The organism is Pradoshia sp. Z5_111 (assembly GCF_058267535.1).
The window spans coordinates 273,918-297,571 of record NZ_JBZCPQ010000005.1 but is presented as its reverse complement, the minus strand read 5'-3'; the positions used below and the strand labels follow the sequence as shown (position 1 = coordinate 297,571).

Below are 23,654 nucleotides of genomic sequence, written 5' to 3'. Positions count from 1 at the left end.
AACGATAAAGGATGTATGACGAATGAAGAAAAAAGTTAAAGTTGTTGGCGCTGTTATGGAAAATGAAAAGGGCGAGATTTTATGCGCTCTACGTTCCCCTGAAATGGCATTACCAAATCTTTGGGAATTTCCAGGAGGTAAAATCGAAGAAGGTGAAAAACCTGAAGAAACACTAGTTAGAGAAATTGAAGAAGAACTTGAATGCCAGATTGAAGTAGGAGAATTAGTAGCAGATATTGTTCATGAATATCCTACCTTCATCATTAATCTCATTACATACAAAGCGAAAATTACAGTTGGTACTCCGATTGCAACAGAACATGCCGAACTAAGATGGGTACCACTTAAGGATTTAAGAACGTTAGAATGGGCACCAGCTGATGTTCCAACTATTGATGCATTATTAGCCTAGTAAACAAAACAAGGGAAGTGGTCATCCACTTCCCTTGTTTTTATACTTTTTCCGTAAACTCCGTATACAAACTAGCTGGAACTTCATGTTCGAGTTCCATTTTCACTGTGATAGGCTTTTCTCCCTCAAACTCTACCGTGTTCCCTTTACCAATATAAATATAAGGCTCGGTTTTCCCGTCGATCGTTTTATATTTCCTTACAAATAAATGAAGTGAAACCCCTCTGTCTTTATTATAGACGATGTTTTTGCCTCGATCAGATGTTGGGGCTGTGCTATTCGGTGTTTGCCATTGGAAATAGCGTTCATTAATAAATTCATCGTGATAATTAATACTTTCCTTAATATCCGCTTCCTTATGCAAATCAATAAACAGGAAGTAATCATTCCCGTTAGCTAGTAAACCCGATCCCCTAAAGGCACTATGACTCTTCCGATAGTTAGAAAGTAAAGCCGCATCAGCCATCTGATATTGTTCATACAGCTTGAAATGAGGGACTCCATAATACTCTTCTTTAAATTCCTTTTCATATCTGAAAATTCCATAATGGATGATATCTTCTATAAATGGTCTATATTTCTCATTTTCTAAAAGACGTTGATAAGCTGGAGTTTTCGTTAACTGACCATTCACCAGTGAAAACAATTTGAAATTACGCTTTTTCTGAGCTGGATCGTAATAATCTTGATTCCAGCATTCAAGCGCATGTAAGACACTATCCTCATTCACATCTTTCACATGCTTTAATATCTCTTGTTTAGCTTGGTCTATAGAAAGCTGATCATGATCTAATAAATATTTCGCTATCACAAATTCATACACTCGTTTAAGCGGAAGCTTACTAGATAGTTCTTTTAAGGCCCCTTCAAATGAATCATTTAATAGCAAATTCTTCAACTGTTCATTTTTTTCTACTTTGGCAACAAACTGCAAGTACGTCTTCTCTCGATCAATAAATTTAATAGGATTAGGAGAACCATCGTACTTCATATAATCCATTAAATATAAAGGAATATGACCATTATTCATTTTCTTAAATTCGAAATACTCTTCCTTCAAATACTGTAAGGAATTGAAGTTTTCCTTATCAATTTGTGCTAAGATCCGTTCCTGAGAAATTTTATCCATTTGGATATGCGTACAGCCTGGAATATTAGCAAAGCCCGTTGCAATCGCTACTTTCAAGCTTTCCTTATCATAATAGCGACTTCCATTTAACGCGATCGCAATCAAGAAGGTTTTACTATGGTTACCGATAAAATCTAACACCGTTAAGAAATTCTTATCCTTATATTTACGGAGCCCTCGACCAAGCTGTTGAATAAACACGATTGGTGAGTTTGTAGGACGCAGCATAAGAACTGTGTTAACAGAAGGAATATCAACACCCTCATTAAAGATATCGACTGTAAAGATAAACTCTAACTCATCATTGTCATCTTCTAGCCTATTAATAAGTGCTGCACGTTTATCTGATTTATCATCACCAGACAAACAAACACTTGGGTAGCCCCTCTTATTAAATTCCTCCGCCATAAACTTAGCATGCTCGACCGTTACACAAAATCCAAGTCCCTTTCTTGCTAGACCGTCAAAGCCATAAAAGTTCACTTTCTCAATGATAAAATCAACCCGTTGATTGACCTTTAATCGCTTCGTGATTTCAGCCACATCATCAATATCCACGTCGCTCAAATCAACTTCATCGATATCTGTGATCCCGAAATAGTGAAAAGGAATAACTAAATCATCATCAAGTGCTTCATGTAAACGAACCTCTAACGCCACATTATTATCAAACAGATCAAATACATTTTGCTGATCGCTTCTTTCTGGAGTAGCCGTCATTCCTAGCGTAAATTGTGGAGTGAAATAATTAAAAATCACTTGATAGCTAGGACTAGTCGCATGATGTGCCTCATCAAAAATAATATAATCAAACTCATCTGGACGATAATCTTGGTGGTACTTTGAGATCGTATTGATCGTCGAAAAAATATAATCGGCATCCTTTTGCTTGGTATTCCCTGTTAATAAGCCGAAGGATAGTTTTTCATTAGGTAGGAGCTTTTCAAATGTCTCCTTTGCTTTCTTTAAGATTTCTTCACGATGGACAATAAAGAGTAATCTCTTAGGCTTAAAGGCTTTAACATCAAAAGCAGACATATAGGTTTTCCCGGTACCAGTTGCCGCAATCACTAATGCCTTTCTCTCCCCATAGGAGCGAATCCGCTCTAAATTCTCCATAGCCCGTATTTGCATTTTATTAGGTGTGATATACTCTGCTTTCTCATAAATGAATGATTGATTATTCGTAAAATCACTCAACTTACTCAAAAAGTCCTCATACTTAGCAATAAATGCATCATCTGCTTGAGTACTACTATTCCATAGAACTTCATATTCATTTAACACATCCTGAAGAAAGTGTGTATCTTCCTTCACAATCATTTCCACATTCCATTCAATATTACTCTTCAATGCACTCTGGGTAATATTCGAGGATCCTATAATAATCTTATAATAAGCTTCATACTCAAATATATAGGCCTTCGTATGAAACCCGACTGTCTTATCCGTTTCAAAAACCTTCAAATGAATATTCTCAAATTCGTTAATTCTCTTAAGCGCCTTAGCTTCAGTGAAATTCAAATAAGTAGACGTAATAATCTGTCCACGAACGCCTCTATCTTCAGCTTCTTTAAAAGCCTCCAACAAAAGCTGCAACCCACTAAAATTAATAAACGCCACACTAAAATAAAACCGTTTACATTGATTTATTGAAGAAATAAGTTCATTTAATAAATTTCCTTTATCTGAATTAACAATAAGCTTTTTCTCGATTTTCATGGATGTCTCCTGACTTTAAGTATTATATAAACTAGCACTTTTACACTAAAAGGAATCTACAAGATATTTTAAGAAAAGAGGGCCATATTGCACAGTATTGATGAGAGGATACTATATAGATCTTAAACAAATAATTAATGAATATTAAAAGCGGTTGAATCGTTAAATAAACTCATATACTCTAGAGCAGACATATTTAATAAATATTTATAAAACTTTTTCATTTCAACTCGTGTAGAGAAATTAAAAGCAGATAATTCGCTGGTTAACTCAAATGTTATACCTTCACTCTTTCTCTCCATTAAATAAATCCTTAATACAACAATATTATTTTCATTTTCTGACAAGAAAGCCCAACCCAAGGTATGCACATCTGGCGAGACAATCACACCCTCAATATTGCACCTCTCGATAATATCATTTGGGAAATTCACACTTAAATCATTCATAAATATCCCCTTCCTTTAGAGCATTATTTTTAACCAAGGTAATATAAAATAAATACAGCGCAGCCTTATAAAAATGCATAGTTGAATTGATAGTAAAGGTATTCATGATATGTTATTCTGCAAAAGAACAATAATTTCTTTTTATAATATGAGAACTGTTAATTACTTCAATGATTTTTATTTATATAACTCTTCATCCTCACAATTATACTACAAAAAAGTTTTTATATGTAAAATTTTCTAGATTCGTCTATGCTAATTTTTCGAAGTTAGAATTAACATCATGTTTATATTATCCCTTAATCAAAAAAGTCAAAGAAAAAATTGTCAGTAGGACATTACCCTTTCCTAACAAGTATGTACTCGTAATGCATCTTGACAAAAACCTCTGCCTAAGTAATATGACAATAAAATACTCCCACTCAGGAATAAGATACACCTTTATTATCGCTTGTCCTATATTTCACTAATAATTTGATTTATTACTAGATTGAAAAATTATAATAGATAAAAAAATAATAAAAAAACTGGGAATCTATTTAAGTATTCTCCAGCTTTAATTCTTTCTTTTACTACAAACAATATCCGACACTTAACATGTCTTGTTTGAATAGTAAAGATTAAAATATAGTCTTTATTTATGTATTACTAAATGACTTCTTAGGTGAGTTTAAGTTATACTTAAGTTATGAATTAATACTAATGAGGTGATTTAAAATGTCAAAAAAATTAGGCCAACCTATTAAACTTGAAGAAAAACAAAGAAAATATACATTTCCTAATAACCAAATAGTTATATTAACAGACGTAATTGAGTTAATTGTTAGTGAATCAGGTAACCACAGAATTAAAACAAAAGATAAAAAACTTCATATTATACCTAATGGATGGATACACATTGAAATTGAGAGTGAAGATTGGACTGCATAACCCTTATTTTTTATTTAAAAAAACATATAAGTATGTGGTTATTAACCCTAGTGATATAACTGGAATAATTGTATACCAATTATTTATTGTGCCTGTTCTTAAGATAAATATTATTATACTAGCAGAAAGGCTTCCAAGAGATGTAAGACCTCCAAATAACCACTTCTTATATGGTTTTCTAATTATATCAAGATCTAGGTTAACATTAAATTCCTTATTTTCCTCATATTCAGTCGTAAAATTTAGATAAGTTCTTAACTGATTATATTCTATAAACTTTGTAAAAATATCAAGATAAGAAGAATCTATTTTAGTTCCAATTTTTGACCTACCATTATGATGAATAACATCATCATCATATCCAATTTTAATTTCATTTTTCCCCTCTGATAAATCATAGAAGAATAGTCTTAAAGAATATCTTCCTTCCTCTTTAACCACTATCCGGCTTCTAACCTTATCACTATTATTAACAATAATTTTTTTATCTCCATCCGATATACTATCTATATGGAAAAACAACACATCTTTCGGAAAATAATTTTCTACTTTTTTTATCAGATCAATCCATCTTATTTTTTTTAGTGATTTTATAGGTACTTTTGTAAGAAACGAACCTCTTGTTCTCTCTTCAATTAAGTCAATATCTTCTTTAGAGCAATCTTTAAATTCACCTAAACTTAGGTAAAAATTCACTTTATTTAGGTCATTAATAATTTCGATATCAACTATAGTGCATTCTCTAATTGGTATAAGTTGGTCCCCGTCTTCACTTTTATAATAGTAAAAAATCATTGCTTCTTTACCAGATAACACTTCATTATTTTCTATTTTTTCCCTTAGGTTGCGATCTAGATCTGATAATTTATAACGAAAAGGAATAATATATCCTTTTGGTAAAGCTATTGACCTATATACATCTTCTAAATACAAATCTCGATAATTCGAACTTAAAAAGATTATCTTATTTTTCATGTTTCCCCCTATGTTATTCTAATAGGTTATCTTGATCTCACGTACAATTTCAAATTCTCCATTTACATATTCCATTGACAATCCTTTAAGTTTCATTCCGTTTTTAACACAACTCATAATTTTCTTATAAAATGTCTCATCCTTTTTATTTAAGCTTATTTCCTTAGTTATAGAACTTAAACTTACTATATAATACTCAATAGAATAGCCGAGTCTTATTAATGATTCCAATTGATCAAGCTGTCTAGTTGCACGTTCGGACTTTATAAGAGGAAAAATACTCGAGCGCCTTGTAGAAATAAGACCTTTTATTTCAATTATTGTATTGACATGATTATCTTGATTAATATTTATTAAATCAGCTTTATAACCATTAACTTTATATTCTCTTTTTATACAAAATTGTTCTTCTTTTCCCGACATCTCCTTTACTAAGTATGAAGAAACAATATCATTTACCATATTTAAATTTAATAGAACATATTTATTATAATATTTTACAGCATATAATGAGTATTTTGTTCTACAACCCTTAGATCTATTTAATTTTAATAATACTGTTCTCCCTTTCAAATTAAGATAATTTTCCAACCGCGAAGAACTTGGAACATAGCATTCCTTTATTTCCCCATTAATTAAAACATCACATAAAAATCTATTTTTGTTTTCTCTGATAAACTGTCCCGTTAAAAATAAAGTATCCGTATTCATTAACAATTTCAAGCTCCTCTAAATCAAACAGTTATTTATTGTCTATAAAGCCCTTTAGGATCTCTCCTAAAAGGCTTTATTCATTATTATTAATTCAGATACTTTTTATCTAGATACTCTTGAAGTTGCTCTTCACTTATAAATAATCCTTGAAGTCTTCTTAAGTTACCATTAAGGGAATACAACATATCTCCTTTTCCAAGTAAATCCTCTGCTCCTGAAGCATCCAGAATTGTTCTAGAATCTTGATTTGCTGGTAAACTAAAGGAAATTCTTGTTGGTACATTAGCCTTTAGTCTAGATGTTACTATATCGGCACTAGGTCGTTGGGTTGCTATCACCAAATGAATTCCAACATTTCTAGATCTTTGTGCTAGCCTTATCATATTCCTTTCAAATTCCTCTTTGTTACCTTCTAGATCAGCAACAGATACTAAATCTGCATATTCATCAATAATAACTAATATTGGCTTTAAATGATTGTCTGGATTATTTAAATTATAGGTGAATATATCTCTGTTTCTAGATTGTCTAAGTAAATTTGTTCTTCTAGGCAATTCATTTTCAACTAGATCATTTAAAATTTCCACCGCATCTTCGGCCTCAATAATGACTTCTCCATTTCTTAAATGTGGTAGTCCTTCGAAGAAAATAAAATCAGTTTGTTTAGGATCAACTATTACAAGTTCTAATTCATTCTCATTATACTGGGATATAAGGCTAACAATTATACTATATAAAAATATTGTCTTTCCAGAACCTGTTGAACCTGCCGTAAGGAGATGCGGTGCTTTTGCTATGTTTAAAAACTCTATCTCACCACTAGGATCCTGACCCAAAATAACATTTAAGTTTCCTACATCGTTTTTAGGTAAAATATCTAAAAAGTTCAGTAAGCTCACCGACTCAGTTTCTTCTCTAGGAACATCTACATAGATATAATTAGTACCACGTTCATTGTCTATTAAGATCTCATTGGTAGCCTCAATTTCCCTAGCTATATCGGAACGTACTCTTAAAATTCTCTGAAGTGTTTCTCCTGGACGTAACCTTACTCTAAAGCGTACAAATCTAGAAGCAATAAGGGCTTTTGTTGGATCAACTTCCTGAACATCTATTGAGAAGTCCTTCATTGCCCTCTTGATAGCAATCGCGGTTGTTTCTATGAATTTTTTCAAATCATCATCTTGTGTTTCATTATTAGCAGTTCCTATGATGACAGTAGTATCTTCATCATTCGATGAGTAGTTACGTGCACTCTCTTTTTCATTATGATGATTAATCGTTTTTTCAGGCTTTCCAATATTTATCTCAATAGGTTTGTCTGATACCTTTTCCTTTGTTTGTTCTATTCCTATATCTGTCATTGTATGTTTTCCTACTGCTTTTTCTTCTGTAAAACTTTTAGTAACTGAATCAGTACTTTGATTATTTACTACTTGGATATCCCTATCATTTTGACAGTTTGATAAAATATTATCAATTACATCATCTTTAATTTCATATAATACTATGTCTTTTTCAGATACACACTTTATACCTTCCTTATTTGTTTGACCCTGAACATTGAAGCAGACATGAAAAAGACTTAATTTAATATTTACTTTAATATTTCCTGAAAAAAGATCATTAATAAAACTTGTCCACATCTTCTTTTTTGATTTATTTAATCCTAAGCTATGAAGAACCTTAAATACCTGATATCTTAATAGTTCTCTTCTTGAAACACTGGTTATTTTATCAGATTCAAAGAATATTTCGTGGATAATTTTGTAAACAGAATTTAATTGTTCAATAGCCTCTCCTTTAATTTCATTTATCTCTGTACCATCTTCAAATACTATGTTATCAACTGTATATGCTTTATAGGTTTTTACCTCTATAATTTCTATCTCAGCTTGAAATTCATTAACCCTTTTTATTCCTATTAAATCAGAAATTGTATTTTCATCTCTCTCACTTAACCATTTTCTTGCTAAATCAGCATCAAGACTCGCTAAGATACTATCTTGATTCATTTGCTTATACCAGAAAGAAGAAATGGCAGTACCTATAGCACCTTTACTATGATTTTGATCAAATGCTTGATTTGTAGATAAGGATGCTATATTTAATATACCTTTTTCATTTAAGGATTGTATTTCTTTTAATACTAATTCTAAACAACTAGCCTTAGGGTCATAGTTACCTATTTCTCTTATTATGCTATCAATACCACTAGTAAGTTTAGCCCAACTTTTAGAATAAACTCCTACTTCTCTATAAGATCCTGATTGATAGTAAATACAATTTTCCGATCCAATTGTACTTAATTCAAAATTTTTTAAATTTGAATCAGCTATGACAAGCCATTCCGATGCGCTAATTATTTTTTCAAGTATGTCTTTTATACTTTCTGTATTAGCTATTACAGTATTGTGCCACCCTCTAGGCCTATCATTTAACCTGGCAACTAACTCATGATGATCAGAAAATATATTGCCATCAGATGATGGAATTATTTCCAAACGATCTGTCATAGGATCATATTGAAACACCTTTGGTACACACAAAGGGTGAATTCTTAGATTTAGCCTGCTTTCAGTTTTCACTTCACTTACTGTTCTTTTACTTGGATCGAATAGAACTACCAAATGGTATTGCATTGGTTTAAACTTTGTCACCAATTTTTCTAAATCATATGTTTTTGAATGTATTCTCAAACTAAATGCATTACTTTCTCCAAACAATGATAATAAACCTTCATCAACTTTTTCGAGGTTTGTCCAGTGCTGCGATGTCTCCTTTGTTTTAAATAAGTCTACATGCGCTCCTCTTAACGTATGGTTATTAATTTGGTCCTTTAATAATTCAAGCACACTTTTTGAGTCTGGAGGATTAATAAATGCAATTCTTAAGCCATTTTTACTATGGGGATATAAACTAATGAACTTGGTTATTGTTTTTTTGACCGCATCTAACCCATCGGATACTTGGTTAACCTGTTGTTCACTGGAGTATATTGGCATTCTACCAACCTTTCCAACCTCTGCTATAACCTCATCTTTTGAATTAGAAATCATGCTACTAATGAATACAGTGATTAATGGGTTTGGAATATCGTCAGTAGCTCGAATTAAAAACTCTTTATCTAATTCACTTAGATTAGAAGAGGTCTCACGTAGTCTTCTTGTTAATTCAACATACTTCCATAGATAAAGAGGGTTTAATGGGGATAAAATTGAATGGTATTTTTCTCCCCCAAGAATATAAATCATATCAAGTGTATTAACTGTTGCAACTAATTCTTTTGTACCTGGTGCACTATATGATGAAAACTTATTAAAGTTACTCCTTAATACCTTTATAAAAAGTGTATAGGAATCTATATAGTCGATCAAATTATTATAAGTCTCATCAGACTCTACAATCTTCAATATAGGTGAATCAGCTAATCTATATGCATATTTAGAAATTAATTTTCTTTTTTGAATAAATGAGTCGAATAATGCTAAAACTTCTGTAGCTTCCTCGTTAAATTCCTCAGTTAATAACTGAAGCTTTTCTCTTATTTTTTCAATATAGTCTTCGCTAAATTGATATATTTTATTTTTACTTATAGAATTCAACACATCTGTAGGGGTTTTTGCTTCTGTCCTTATAATTCCTCCAAAAGAATCCTCACCTATAAATGCATTAATAAGGTTGAAAATCTCTGGAATAAAATCCACCTTTGATTGAATCCCATTTTCTGTTCCAACTGTAATCGTCTCTTTCTTTCCTTTTTCCCAGACCTTAAAATGCTCTTCTATTTGTTCCAGTATATCTTTAATTTGTTCCCCTTCACGCTCAATTATTAGGTCTACACCGACTGAATCAGGGTTAGTAGGAGTTTTAGTTTTCGGTTGGTCTTCTTTACCTTTTTTCTCCTCTTCACGTTTCCCTCCTTTTTTTCGATCCTTTTTCTGTTTATTTACATTAGTTAATAAATTTATTACCTCATTTAAAGTTAGATCTTTTAAATTTTCATTAGAGCGCGTCTTGTAAAAAGCTAATATATTTGCTCTTATTTTTGTTCCACCTGTAATTTCACTTGATTGTAAAGCTCTTTGATCACCTTTATCTAGTTGGCGAAGACGCTGAACAATTCTGTGGTTTTCAATCAGTTTACTCCTTATACTTTCGATATTGGTACTCTCAAAGAGTGATTCATCAATTAATAAACCTAACCTAAAAAATTGATAAACAGACTGCTTGGGTATATCCTCGCTTAATTGAATTAAATATTGATAATAATCCACTAATCTTTCTAATGATATAATACTTCTAATACTATTATGCCTAAAAGACTTCCATAGTCTTACAATATTATTATTAATTAATTTGAATTCTTCTTGAGCTACATCACACAAAGAATTATATAGCTCATTGATTTCTACTTTTTCAAACCATAATAATGAAGATAATTTAGGAACAAACCTTTTAACTATAACAACTCTCGTAGAAGTAATATCTTTGTTATGCCTAAACTTCTCTGCCTCTTCGACAGTATAGTATATATCTGAATTAGACCCAAAAATACGCTTTAATTCCTGTTGCTCATCTTGAGTAAATCCAACGAAAAAAATATACGGTTTCTTTAAATCTTTTTCATTTACTTTTGATAATAATGTATCTATAAAAATATCATAGCTATAACTAGGTAAGTCCATAAGTATAATTCCATGTGCTTCATTTCTTATCTTATTAACAACTGTACCAGCAAGCAACTCAGCTATTATACTTTGAATTGACATTATACTCTACTCCCCCTAAACACTTAGTATTGTTACACCATCTGCGTACCTTCTTGCATATCCCATGGATATATATATATCAGCTATTTTTTCAGCATTTATTGTCAATCCACCTGCTAAATCGCCAGGAATGTTTTGACTAAGGTTCCATCTAGCCAACTGTTTTAGATCATCATCTGGATTAGCACCAATAATAATTCCATAATGTTCCCACAGCCTCTTTCCATACTCAGATAGTTGAACTTTTTCACCTTTCTTTATAAGACTAAGGAGAATGATTTCAAGAATAATTGGGTCTGGTGAAAATCTCTTTCTACCTCTTCCTCCAGCTCTAGGTGCTAACAAACCAATTTTCCCCCCTAATGCAGAGATAAACACTGATGGATCAGTTGAGTAAACATCAGAAAATATTAAAAACCTAGTTGCTTTTATGAATGAATCAAAAACATTTTTATTCTGCTCATAGAATCCCATAAATAGCTTTTTATAATCTTCTCTTTTTTTGTCCTCAGAAGTAATATTTTTCTTTTTACTACTGTCGGCTAATGGAGTCTCTTCAATTTTCTCCAAAACTTCTTCTATAGAAAGCATGTGATATTGTTCTTCTCTAAAAATTAGTTCTAATGATTTTTCAAAATACTCTTCTATTCCAAGTCTAGAGAGTAAAAGTGTCTCCTGGCTTGCAACCTTTATAGTCTCATGCTTTCCATCTGCATCAAAAAGTAAAGGAATTCTATCTTCTTCTTTATATTTTTCTGAAATATCAAGCACCCTAGAGGATAAGTGAATTATTATTGCAAAGCAGGAAAATAACACTATTCTTTCTAAAAAAATTAATTTATTTCTTTTTTCACTTTCATTCGATGCGATGGTATCAAAAGCTTCTCTTAACCTTAATTCTATCCCTGATAGAACTATATCGCTTTCATTTAAACTGAATCCTTTACTTAATGAACTATCTATGCTTACTAGTGGCTGCGCTAGTCTACTAATTTCATCATCTTCGTTATTAAGATGTTCCTTTATCAATTTTAGGCAAGGTGAGACTTTACCATTTATTTTAGTATTTAATATCTTATACAAAAACTCAGGGATTCCAAATTCATTTTGAACAGCTTTAGTTACTTGAGATTTAGAAGCAATTGTCAACGTAGAAAATTTCAAGCTGGGCGTAGCAGCATTGTCTGCATTAAATATTAATTCAATAAAGTATCTTAGCTCGTTTAGCTCTTCCAAGGTAATGTCTTGGTCTAAAACATCTTCATAGTCTTTTTTTATTTTCTCGGCTGTATTAACTTCTTTTCCTTGACTAAATCTCTTAGACCATTCATTTAATGATTTTATATTATATTCTTCTCCTATAACATGCCGAAAAAGACCATTCGCTATATGCACTGGTTTTATTTGGTTAGAAACCGGTTCATATCCAATATGTTCAAGAACTTCCTTGCTATATCTTTTAAGTCTGTTGTTAGTCAATTTACTCACCCACGTTTTGGTTGATATTTATTATCTCTAATAGATAATTTATAAGAATAACTATTGGCCATGTCTCTAATAGTGAATTCATTTGATCGAATCCTGCTTTGGAATGATGCAAGTTCATTCATAAATCGATAAAGTTTAAATTTGTAATTGTCGGGTACTATTTGAGGAGGATATCCTTCACTTATAAGATATAGCATCCTATATAATTTAAGATCTATTTTTAGATCAACTGCTTCCTTATATTCCCTTGGACCATAAACTCTGAAAATAAAATGGTCTGGAGCATACTCTATGGTTTTAAGGTAGTCCGGAAGACCAGGTACTAACAGAACAATATCATTTAGAGAAAAACTCTTATTTGATATTGCTACCTCCGGATGATTCCTAAGTTCATATTTATGTGTAATCCACACTTTTAATTTTTCATCCTCAATTTCGTCCGGATTAAAGAATCTATTAATTGCTAATACGACCTGCTTTATCATATCTAATTCCCTATCACTTGCTTGCCTTAATAAGTCAAAAAAAGCAGTATATTCTGTTGGGATTAATTTAAACAAATCATCCCCTTGCTTATTTTCAAAGAAGAACTTCCTTTTTATTGAAATAAATAATTCATTTGCTTCTTCTTCAGTCTTAGCATCGATAGGGTTCTTTGAAGGTGGGTCAAAAATCCATCCTTCTTTCAACGTACCATTCCATAGACCTTCATCAATTTCTGGATGAGAAAAATGATACGGATCAAATTGTTTAATATTTTCGAATAATTCATTCTCTCCATTAAACATTAAATTAAAATATTTATAATCTTCTTCCTTCCTATTTTCACAATTTAACCCAGCAGTAATAATAAAGGAAAAGAACCCTAATACATCTCTCATTACAACATGTGTTCCAGTATTCCCAAGCATACTTAAAACTTTTATTAGCCTCTCTTGAACTATTGTGTTTCTTAGTGCATTGAGGTTATATGGCGCATCACATTTATTATTAGACATACAATCACTACATACATTGCTAATTTCAATAATTCTATTTAGAGAATTGGCCAATACTTCCTTTTTTAATAGATTTCTACTATTCAAATCTAAAATTATTACTTTTGAACTACCGTTATCTACTTTGAAATCATTGTTATAAATCACAGAATTATCCTTAAGTTCTAGTATTTCTTTATAATAAGGAAACCGTTCTTTTAGTTGATCTAACATGGAAATTAGTGGATATTCATTAACAGCTATTATACAAGGTCTATCATTATTAATTGCTTCATTTAAATTATCGAGAAATTCCTCATAATCTTCGACCTCATTTATATCAAGTTCAACAAAAGCATCATTTTCATCTAATAATTCCTTTAAAGATCTAATTAAATGAGTTTTCCCATCACCTGGGTTACCAGTCAAAAGTATAAATTTTTTCTTTTTGATATACTCTTTCAGAATATTTTCTGCAGCCGTTTCTACATGTATCTTCTTAATATCTTCCTCTTCAAAAACTTCAGCATAACTATTTCTATTGTTGTAAATTTTTGAGATAAAATCCATACTAAAATTCAATTAAACATCCTCCCCTCGTTAAATATAACTGCTAAGCAAAATAGACTCCTTCTTAAACCTAGAAATTCGACCTATCAAGTCCACATTATCGAGTCTATTTAATAGCCAGCGTTTTCTCCAATAGTTGATTATTTCTTCAGTATACTTATCCTCATTACCATCTAAAGGAAAATAATAGTTTAATTTATCTTCTTCCCCAGTTAAATATTCTTTAGAATTGGATGCTAATTCAATTCCATAAACAATCCTCTTAGTATGATGTTTTATGAATTGTTCTGGGATACCTAGGCTAGATAATCCAGTCCTCATTAATCTCATTCTCGGACTAGTTCCCTCACCAAAAACGTTATTTATTCTTCTTCCGCCTTCAATCTCATAGAGCATTTTATTAATCAATGTACTTGTTTGATTTGTAAAAAAGACTGAGCCAAATCCTTCTGTTTCACCTAATTTTTTGTATTCTAATTTACCATTAATTGCAGGTAATTTAATTCTGTTATATTGACTACTCCCCATATGATATAAAGAAGTAGTACCTAAAAATGCTAGTTGCGAATCTCTAACAACCTTTTCTCCCTTCATTCTCGAAGCAATTTCACTTACTTGACATGCATACCGTTGATTATAATCTCTAACTACTGATGGACTTATAGCTAACATACTTACTAACTTTCCACCCAGCAATTCATTATAAGGCGGGATAGATCCACAAACAATTATTTCCATAATATTTGAACCAATCTTCCTTTTACGGTTAGCTTGTAGCGCTATGTTTATCACTTTGCCACCTTTATAGGATATCAATTTCTTAAGTATCTCAACTGGATTATTAAAATCTTTCTCAAATTGTTGAATGATTAATTTGGAACTAAGAAGTTTAGATAGTTCTTGAGCCCTCTTCTTTTTAAATAAGGGCGATTGAGACTCTAATTGCCAATCCACGCTTCCAGTAGTTCTTTTATTATTAAATTGATTTCCCCTTAAGTATTCAACTAATTTTTCGAGTCTCATGATTACTTCTTCACTAGGATTAGTTATTTCATCAAAAGTTATGAGACCTTCAATATTAATTTCATTAATTGCCTCAAACAAGAATTTCTTGAGATTCAGGAGTATTTTTCTACTTTCTTCATTCACTCTGTCTTCAAACTCTTGTACTGTCTCAAGAGGAGTAACTTTTTTCACATTTCTTGTTAAGCCCATTTCCCCTTTCAACATGATTTCAAATTCCTCTACATGTTCCTTTATTTTCATTTTTTGTTTAATGCTATCTAACGTCCATCCAATGTAATTGTCTCTTTTTGTTAAATGTAAAACTGTATTTCCGAGCGCGGTAATACCAATAATCGGATGAAACGGTTGAGCGGCGTCTCTTATTAGATAGAACATTTTCCTTCCTGGAGTAGATTTGTATGGAATAGACCATGTATATCTAAAATATCTCCATATATCCATTAACTTATATCCAGTGAATGAACATCTTTCATTGGTTACTAACTGTATATACGGTGATATCACTGTTTTTGATATTTCATCTCGTTTATTAATATCTTTTTCTTCACTTATCTTTCTTAATCCTTGGCTTAACAGATTACTGTCACCTATTAGAAAAGTAATGTCAATTTCTTTGTCTTTATATCGTTTTTTCTTTTCCATTCTTCTTATAAATTTTTCTACACTGTCTATCTTGAGTTGCGCATTTCGTTCAGTCTGAAGTTGACGTCTTAGAAAAATTTTACTGTCATTGTTATTTGAACTGGGTGGAGCGAGTTCTATAAGATTATCCACTCTTAATCTTATTCTCCAACCTTGTGCTAGTAGATCTCTTAGTACTGATAATGCAGACAAAAATCTAAGTCCCTCTAAAGGATTATCGTTATTTATTATTAATTTCTGATTTTCATTTAAAATTTCGCCAAGTTTTATTGTTCTTCCATTAGGGAATTCCTCTAAAATCTCTTTTACTATTTTTAAAAATTTCATCTTATATGAATCTGCAAGAATCGGGTTAAATATAGTAAATTCGTCATTATCATTGTTTTCTTCTTTTAAATACTCATTATTTGTTTCCTGTATTATATTATAATTAAACATTTATTTATCCCTCCATAAAACAAACATACATTCCCTTAATATTCTACACATTTCTATGTCTATTATAAAGGAGAAAGAAAACTAACAAAGATCACTCACTATTATTATATAGTAAAAAAATATCTTTTTTTATAAATAGTTACATTTACCCAAAAAATAACAAACCATTATGCTGCAAACTAATTGTCTTATTATCGCTCGCAAAATTTCAAATACCTTATTGTTTATAAAAAAGACGGCACACAGGATATTCATTACCCTCTTTACCGTCTAAAATTGAAATAGCCAACACATTTAGAAGTTTGCTTTGTTTAAAAATCAATACGATACTACTTTCCAGGTGTTTTGAATGTTCATCTAATCACCAATAATTTTTCTTCTCAAAATAAACCTGCAACCGATAATCACAAATCTCTTTTGTAAACTCATACACCTTTCTTTCTTCTTTTTTATCTATATCAAACAGCAGAGAAAAAATTCCTTCTTCAAATTCAATTAGCCCTTTCGAACTCCCGCTCCACTTCCTCATTGGCATTTTTTCAATTAGTGAAGCAACTTTTCCTTCATCATAATTCCATAAGACTTTTGTAGTTTTATCATTAAAATCGATGTGTTTTCTGTATTCTTTTTCAGTTAAATAATAATGAAAAAAGGGAGCAACTTCTTTGGCATTTATTGGTTTCATCCATTCATTCGGGCCTCTTTTCAGCATGGCTAATAACAAAACCATCTTATAGCTCTTCGACATCCCAGTTGATTCTACCTCATAAAACCAATTGGCATATTGATCAACCACTTTTCTTTCTTCTTCAGTCAGTTCCTCAGCCCACTTTAAAAAAGCAAAATACGATTTAAACTCCTGTTTGAACAACTTGCTATCTTCGGAACCATGCATATGCATTTCCAAGTAAGTTGGTCTTCTACCGAGCTCTGTCTTCACTTGCAAGTAGCTATTCAACAGCTGTTCTTTTCGCGGCATTTTCTTTTTAGCCATTTCATCAATAAGCTTTCTTGCTTCCAGTTCTAAATGCATTTCACAACCCATTGGTAGAACTGGCAGTTGCTTATTCTTTTTCGTTTTTGATTCCTGAGGAAGATAAAACATGGACTGCTTAATATCTGCATTTCGATAGTTGGCAATTAAATCAATGATTATGCAATGGCTTTTCCCATCAGCCAAACGTAGACCTCGGCCGATCTGCTGGGTAAAAACAGTCAACGACTCAGTTGGTCGCGCAAACAACAGAGTATCTACTCTTGGGATATCAACACCTTCATTAAATAGATTGACCGTCATGATGGCATCTAGTTGTCCCTCGTTTAACTTTCTGATTGCTTTTTCACGCAATCCGGATGGTGAATGAGAATGCAAACTTACTGTGCGGTACCCTCGTTTATTAAAGTAGTTGGATAAGAAATCAGCCTGTACAATACTGGAACAGAAAGTTAATGTTCTCGATTGTTTATATTGTTCCCAAGCATCTAGTATCTTTTCTGCAATGCTTTCCTTTAGCTGAACTTCAGCCAGTTGTTCGGCATCATACTTATTTCCTAACCATCTGATTTGAGAATAATCTGTTTCATCATAGACACCGTAATAATGAAAAGGTGATAGCCATTCCTTTTGAACCGCTTCAATAAACTCAATCCGGTAGGCAACGTTACCATCACAAATTGCATAAATATCTCGATAATCATTTCGATCTGGTGTGGCTGTAATTCCAAGTAAGAAATTTGGTTGAAAATAGTCTAGTACTTTTTGATAGGAATGAGCCGCTGCGTGATGAAATTCGTCAACAATGATTAAATCGAATTCTTCGGGCGAAAATGTCTCTAAATGCCTTTTCCTGCTCAAGGTTTGTATAGAAGAAAAGATTACATCCGCTTCAGTATTTTTTTCCTTTCCATTATATATACCGGTTGTTACATACGGGATCACATTCTTAAAGGCGGATGATGCCTGGTTCAGGATCTCTTCCAAATGGGCAATAAATAAAATCCGTTTGAATTGCTTTGCAAAAAAGGCTGCCAAGTAGGTTTTACCAAGACCGGTTGCCATCACAATCATTGCTTTGTCATAGCCTTCTTCCTGTATTTTCTGTAATTCCTCCAGTGCAGGCTTCTGGGCAAAACGAGGAACAATGACATTATATACTTCAGGTGGTTTAATGACTTGACTAGAAGTAGTTGAATTCCCTCTAGGTATGTCCTCTTCAGGTAAAGTTAAATCAAGTTCTTCCTGCTGGGTCCATTTAGTCTGTAGCTGCGGATGTTGATTGTGGAATTCTGTGTATTCAGCTTGATACTTTTCCAGAGTGATTTCATTCAATGGTACCGTGGCTGGATTATGAAAGACCTCAAGAAATTTAGTGATAACTGACTCTACTGCATCATCTTCAGCTTCTCCGGCAACTGCCAGATTCCATTCAACACCTTTCGTCAAGGCAGATTTGGACATATTGGAACTACCAATATAAAAGATCCCTTCATCTTCGTTTTCAAAAATATAGGCTTTAGGATGGAAGGAGATCCCCTCACTCTTCCAGATCCTCGTTTCAATATCTGGATGAATATTCATCAATCTCCTTAACGCTTCCGGTTGCGTAATATATAGATAATCACCAGTACAAATTTTAATATCAGCCCCGTTTTCAGCAGCTATCTTTAATAGAGGCTCAAGCAGCTTAACACCTGAATTCATAACAAAGGATGTGAGGATATAACAAGATTTCGCCTGGCTGATACTCTGTGTAAGATGGTCTAGTAAATCATGGGTAATTAATTGAATCTTGCTCAATCTTCTACCTCGATTAAGAAAATTTTATCCTCGAATCCGCCACGTTTAGCTGCTTTTTTCACACGAACCTCTTCCACCTTATTGAAATCAGCTCCATGGCATTTGCTTAATGCATGAATGATCTCCAGCAAATCAGCAAGCTCCTCTATGGCACTCTCATCATCTTTCGCAGCCAAATACTCCTGTAGCTCTTCATGACTTTTCTTTCTTAATTCCTTAATATATTCTTCATTATCTAATACTCTCATCGAGAATGTTTTACCTGTTTCTTCTATTATATTTGGGATTAAATCACGGACTAGTTTGTTGTGTATAGGCATAGTCAATTTACTCCAATCAAAAAATTATATATATAAATAATATCATTTATTTAATCTATACGGGATTCTATATAGCAAAATAGAACCTCTATCTAATTGAAGGTTCTATTTTGCTCATAAATTCTCTTTATTACGCTTCATATCAGCAATTTGATTTACTTGTATATACTAAAAATAAGGGCGTATTTTATTTAATAAAAGCTAGTAAAACTAGCATTTGACTAAAATATGCCCTTCCCTTAGGAGCAAAATTATTATATTAATTAGACTCCGTCTTATGAATCAACCTTGAAGATTATTTTTCGTCTCTTATATTTTCATTTAAACAACATATTGCCTCTATTACTAACAAAACATCAAATTTTACCACTACAGTACACTTGAGTTATATTGTTGTACTTAAACTTATACTTCCCTTTTCTCATTTTATAAACTTTGACTGAAAAAAAGGATTATATCAGGCATAATAAACAGACCCCAGAATAGTATTTTCTTTAAAGAGTCAACTCTGTTCTGAAATCTTTTCAACTATTTATATTTACCCTTTTTCTCGGCAACTTCTTGATTCGTACGGAAGAATTCATTCGGCTCATAAATATTTTTAGTATCTTTCAAACGCTCTTTTAAATACAATTCTAGTTCTTTATTCGTACAATATACGAAGCAGCCTTTTTGACCTCTCGTCAGGAGCGTTCTATAAGTATTTCTTATAATCTCATCAGCAACCTTTGCAGCTTCCTCCGGTTGTTCTTTCATCATTTTCTTTATACCTTTTAATGAATTATCGGTTCGGGCTCTTTTCGTATAATCCGTTCTTACTTCATTACCTTCTACAAACAGGTCATCACCAATGATAACACCGACATAATCAAACTCTAACCCTTGAGACGTATGGATACATCCCACTTCATTGACGGATTCGGGATCAATAGCCCAACTATCGGAATTAGCCAAATTCCAGCTCATACTAAAACCATGTTCCAGTAATTCAATATCATGAATTTCCGAATTAGCCTTGCCTTCCTTCTTCCAATCCCAACAGTATCCTGCTAGTAAACGAGCTTTATTGTTAATTTTGTTCAATTTAAAGATTTCATCCTTCATAGCAACCGGGTCGCTGTATACTCTAAAGTCATAATGACTCCCCATAAAATGATCATTTGCCGTACGTCTTATTTGTAGAACATCATCAATCCAAGCCAAATAACCATCCGATCCGTTGCAACGGAATTGAGATTCTAATACGGCATAAGATACATCAGCATTATAGTATTCAGCAAATTTTTTTATCGTCGAGATACTGCCAGCATCCTTCAATGTAACACGTTGATGTTCATCGATAAAAAAGATTGATAACTTAGACGCATTTATGATTTCCTTCATTTGATTTTCACCAAGGTTGTTAAACATACCCGATTTCTCATTTAAACGATGAGCCTCATCAACAATTAATACATCAAAGCCATTTGAGGCTGCCTCAATATAACTGCCTGATCCCTTAAATAGATTATCAATATGCCCCTTGCGGAAATCCCCCTTTAGCTTCTTCGCATATACATTTCGAGGAGCCGCATTCTTGGTTACATATTGACACACCATGTTCTTAGCTGTTAACTCAACTAAAAGATTGATTGCTAATACGGATTTACCTGTTCCCGGTCCCCCTTTAACAATCAGCACATGCTTCGTATTGGTTCTTTGAGCTTCTGCTGCAAGGGTTTTGGCTGTTTCAAAGATAACCTTTTGATCATCAATCATTACGAATTCCTTGTTTCCCTTTAACATATTGACTAAGGAATCCTGTAATGATTTTGAAGGCCTAATCCGACCGTTTTCAATTTTATATAGATTTTCCTTATTATCGCCGAATTTTATATAGCGCTTAATAAATTCACGTAGCTTTGCAGCGTCACCTTTTCTAAACACTGGAGCTTTCTCAATATAATACTGATAATAATCATCTATTATGGGATCATTGTCTTCTTGTAGCTTTATATAATTATGCAAATAGGCACATGGATACAATTCCACCTGACCATCCTGGGCATTTTCATTATAATCTTCTATTAAGGCAGCATATGACCATGCTTGATAGGAAGGATGCGTCGTTTCTCTAAGGCCACCACCTAAAACGGTTTTGACAATCGCTTCCTTGCCTTCAACCTTCTCAGCTTCCTGCCATTGCTTTAATTCGACAATCACAATTGATTGATTCTCTTCTTCATCACTCCCAGAAATAAGAAAATCAACGCGCTTTGAAGTATAAGGTATCTTAAATTCAATTGCTACACCAGCATTATCTGGTATATCCGGATCTAAGAGCACCAAATGCATATTCTTTAGGGAATTATCCCATGACCTTAATTCACTCTTATTGATTCGACCAATTTTATCAGTATAATTTTTAACAATATTATCTACGAGTTTATCTTCAAATACATCTTGCATAAATTCACTTTTTAGAGCTTCATATACAATCATTAGAATCCACCTTTTCCCTCTATCAGATGTACACTGTTCATTATACTCAATATAGTATCATAAAATATTTATCCCCTACCAAGATACTCCCAGAATCAATCGCACAAAACTATACAATAAAAGAACTGTGATAACTTCTGCATTTAACATTGCAAACGCTAGAATTTTTTTTGCTTCATAATATAATTTGATGCAAGAACGTTAATAATAGGTTTAAACAACCTCCACACTCTGCCCAAAATTTACTAAGCCTCCTTGTAAAACATACGCATGAAAAAGCACCTCCTTTTTGCTACGTTAACCAGACCGGAGGTGCCGACTTTTTACATTCGATATTTGGTTTCAAGCTTATATTAAACCAAGGGTAGTTAAACGGTTGTTTCAATAATCATTTATAGTAACTACTTTTCTCTTTATCCATACTCCTTACTTAATTCTTTCTAATTTATGAATAGCTAATATATTGCCTTGTTTATCATATTCTACTTTTAAATCAGTTGGGTTTTCTATCAAATCATCAATCTTTGTCAATAATTTATTCCCTTTATTGATTTCATTCCTATTCTGAACAATCTTCTGTTTTAGGATATTCACCTCTTTTTGAAGATCTTGTTTTTTATTTTTAAGATATTCACTAGGTTTAAATCTGATATTGAATTTTACATCAAGAGAATTGATTTTATTATTAAGTATATTAATAAAATCCTTTTCAAGTTTTTCAATATCAGTCATATAGTATTCAATATCATCAATCCTTACCTCATATGATTGAGTGTCTGGCAGAATATCTGCTTTTAAACTCATACAAACATTCATTAATTCAATATTGCCATAACACAGTTCTAATGCCTCATTAAATCTTTTTGAGATTAATTTTATACTGTCTATTATGGTTTCTACCTTGAATGATGCCTGAGGTTGTACATTATTTATTTCATATATTAAATCATTAATGATATTTATAAAATATTGAATATCTCTATAAGTTTCGTTGATAATATTTTCAATAATATGGTAATTAGATGATTCAAATCCATATGATTGTTGAAGAATGTCAGGCATTAAAGACTTCAAATACTTAATATTACCTTGTATTTTCCCTCTTTTCTCTTGACTAATATTTCTTACTAAAAAATCGACTTTTCCATCTATCTTTGTTAACTGTTTATTTATCCTATCCAAATGTTCTTGTGAGGTTATAATTGTCATTGCACCAAAAGCTAGATTAGCCAATTGGGCAGGATTTACTTTTTTAACCTCCTTAATCTCTTCCCAACCATGTGCTCTTATTTTACCCCTATTATCCACAGCCATTGTTCTGAACTCATTAATGGAACCCTTCTTGTTCATTAGATGTAGTTCCCCAGTTTTAATTTTTCTCATAACATCGTTATTAAACTTTATAACAATTTGATTCTCCTTCTTTATAATTTCATTAGTATGTGGAGTTAATTTTATGATATTTTCAACTTGCTCTTTTAATTTATCAGTAAGCCTTATAGAATTTAGGGCCGGTTTATATTCTTCAATCATAGATTGAGAATAAGGTTTAATTTCCAATACGGACACATCTTCCTTAATTTCGTACTTTTTAGTTTCTCTATTATTTTCCGTAAAAACAGTACTAACACTAGCTTTATTTTCTACCTCTTTACTCCGTTTCATTAGAAATAAACAAATTAAAGAAATGGTTATTACTAAAAAAATTATTAAAAGTAAAAATGAATCCATATACATTCCCCTCTGCATAGAGTGTTTAATAATTTATATCCTTAGTTCAGTTAATTATTTTTATATTCCACATTGAATATA

14 protein-coding genes are annotated in these 23,654 nt (G+C 32.0%); 2 read left to right on the top strand and 12 right to left on the bottom strand.

All coding sequences use genetic code 11. The features are described 5' to 3' along the window. The first annotated feature begins 22 nt into the window (after positions 1-22). A complete protein-coding gene (locus AC4D4A_RS12865) occupies positions 23-412 on the top strand; it encodes a (deoxy)nucleoside triphosphate pyrophosphohydrolase (RefSeq protein WP_490996272.1) in 390 nt (129 codons plus the stop codon). A 40-nt stretch (positions 413-452) separates the two neighbouring features. Here AC4D4A_RS12865 and AC4D4A_RS12860 read toward each other — a convergent pair whose 3' ends face one another. Together AC4D4A_RS12860 and AC4D4A_RS12855 are read right to left on the bottom strand one after the other, a co-directional pair. Further along, entirely contained in the window at positions 453-3,263 is a 2,811-nt protein-coding gene (locus AC4D4A_RS12860) for a DEAD/DEAH box helicase (protein ID WP_490996271.1), read from the bottom strand. Between the two features lie 134 nt (positions 3,264-3,397). Then, a complete protein-coding gene (locus AC4D4A_RS12855) occupies positions 3,398-3,712 on the bottom strand; it encodes a hypothetical protein (RefSeq protein WP_490996270.1) in 315 nt (104 codons plus the stop codon). Between the two features lie 717 nt (positions 3,713-4,429). On the opposite strand from AC4D4A_RS12855, the gene AC4D4A_RS12850 reads away from it, so the two are divergent. Further along, complete coding sequence (locus AC4D4A_RS12850) at positions 4,430-4,642, top strand: hypothetical protein (protein ID WP_490996269.1); 213 nt, start codon at positions 4,430-4,432, stop codon at positions 4,640-4,642. Between the two features lie 3 nt (positions 4,643-4,645). On the opposite strand, the gene AC4D4A_RS12845 is transcribed toward AC4D4A_RS12850, so the two are convergent. The 10 genes from AC4D4A_RS12845 to AC4D4A_RS12800 all read right to left on the bottom strand — a co-directional run bounded on the left by AC4D4A_RS12845 (position 4,646) and on the right by AC4D4A_RS12800 (position 23,573). Beyond that, entirely contained in the window at positions 4,646-5,617 is a 972-nt protein-coding gene (locus tag AC4D4A_RS12845) for a hypothetical protein (protein WP_490996268.1), read from the bottom strand. Between the two features lie 18 nt (positions 5,618-5,635). After that, positions 5,636-6,328 (bottom strand): DNA/RNA nuclease SfsA, encoded by a 693-nt coding sequence (locus AC4D4A_RS12840; RefSeq protein ID WP_490996267.1) that lies wholly within the window; start codon positions 6,326-6,328, stop codon positions 5,636-5,638. A gap of 89 nt (positions 6,329-6,417) precedes the next feature. Next, positions 6,418-11,103: an FtsK/SpoIIIE domain-containing protein gene (locus AC4D4A_RS12835; protein ID WP_490996266.1), complete on the bottom strand. Its 4,686-nt coding sequence runs from the start codon at positions 11,101-11,103 to the stop codon at positions 6,418-6,420. Between the two features lie 15 nt (positions 11,104-11,118). Then, positions 11,119-12,582 (bottom strand): hypothetical protein, encoded by a 1,464-nt coding sequence (locus tag AC4D4A_RS12830; RefSeq protein WP_490996265.1) that lies wholly within the window; start codon positions 12,580-12,582, stop codon positions 11,119-11,121. Positions 12,583-12,587: 5 nt separating this feature from the next. Next, positions 12,588-14,150, bottom strand: a complete 1,563-nt coding sequence (locus AC4D4A_RS12825) for an ATP-binding protein (RefSeq protein WP_490996264.1) — start codon at positions 14,148-14,150, stop codon at positions 12,588-12,590. Between the two features lie 18 nt (positions 14,151-14,168). Next, positions 14,169-16,244, bottom strand: coding sequence for a Druantia anti-phage system protein DruA (locus AC4D4A_RS12820; protein WP_490996263.1), 2,076 nt, complete (start codon positions 16,242-16,244; stop codon positions 14,169-14,171). Positions 16,245-16,605: 361 nt separating this feature from the next. After that, a complete protein-coding gene (locus tag AC4D4A_RS12815; protein ID WP_490996262.1) occupies positions 16,606-19,041 on the bottom strand; it encodes a DEAD/DEAH box helicase family protein in 2,436 nt (811 codons plus the stop codon). Continuing rightward, positions 19,038-19,361, bottom strand: a complete 324-nt coding sequence (locus tag AC4D4A_RS12810; protein ID WP_490996261.1) for a nucleoside triphosphate pyrophosphohydrolase — start codon at positions 19,359-19,361, stop codon at positions 19,038-19,040. The genes AC4D4A_RS12815 and AC4D4A_RS12810 overlap by 4 nt, the downstream gene beginning before the upstream one ends. Before the next feature lie 528 nt (positions 19,362-19,889). Next, positions 19,890-21,842: a DNA/RNA helicase domain-containing protein gene (locus AC4D4A_RS12805; RefSeq protein WP_490996260.1), complete on the bottom strand. Its 1,953-nt coding sequence runs from the start codon at positions 21,840-21,842 to the stop codon at positions 19,890-19,892. A 426-nt stretch (positions 21,843-22,268) separates the two neighbouring features. Beyond that, positions 22,269-23,573, bottom strand: coding sequence for a hypothetical protein (locus AC4D4A_RS12800; RefSeq protein ID WP_490996259.1), 1,305 nt, complete (start codon positions 23,571-23,573; stop codon positions 22,269-22,271). Between the last annotated feature and the right edge of the window lie 81 nt (positions 23,574-23,654).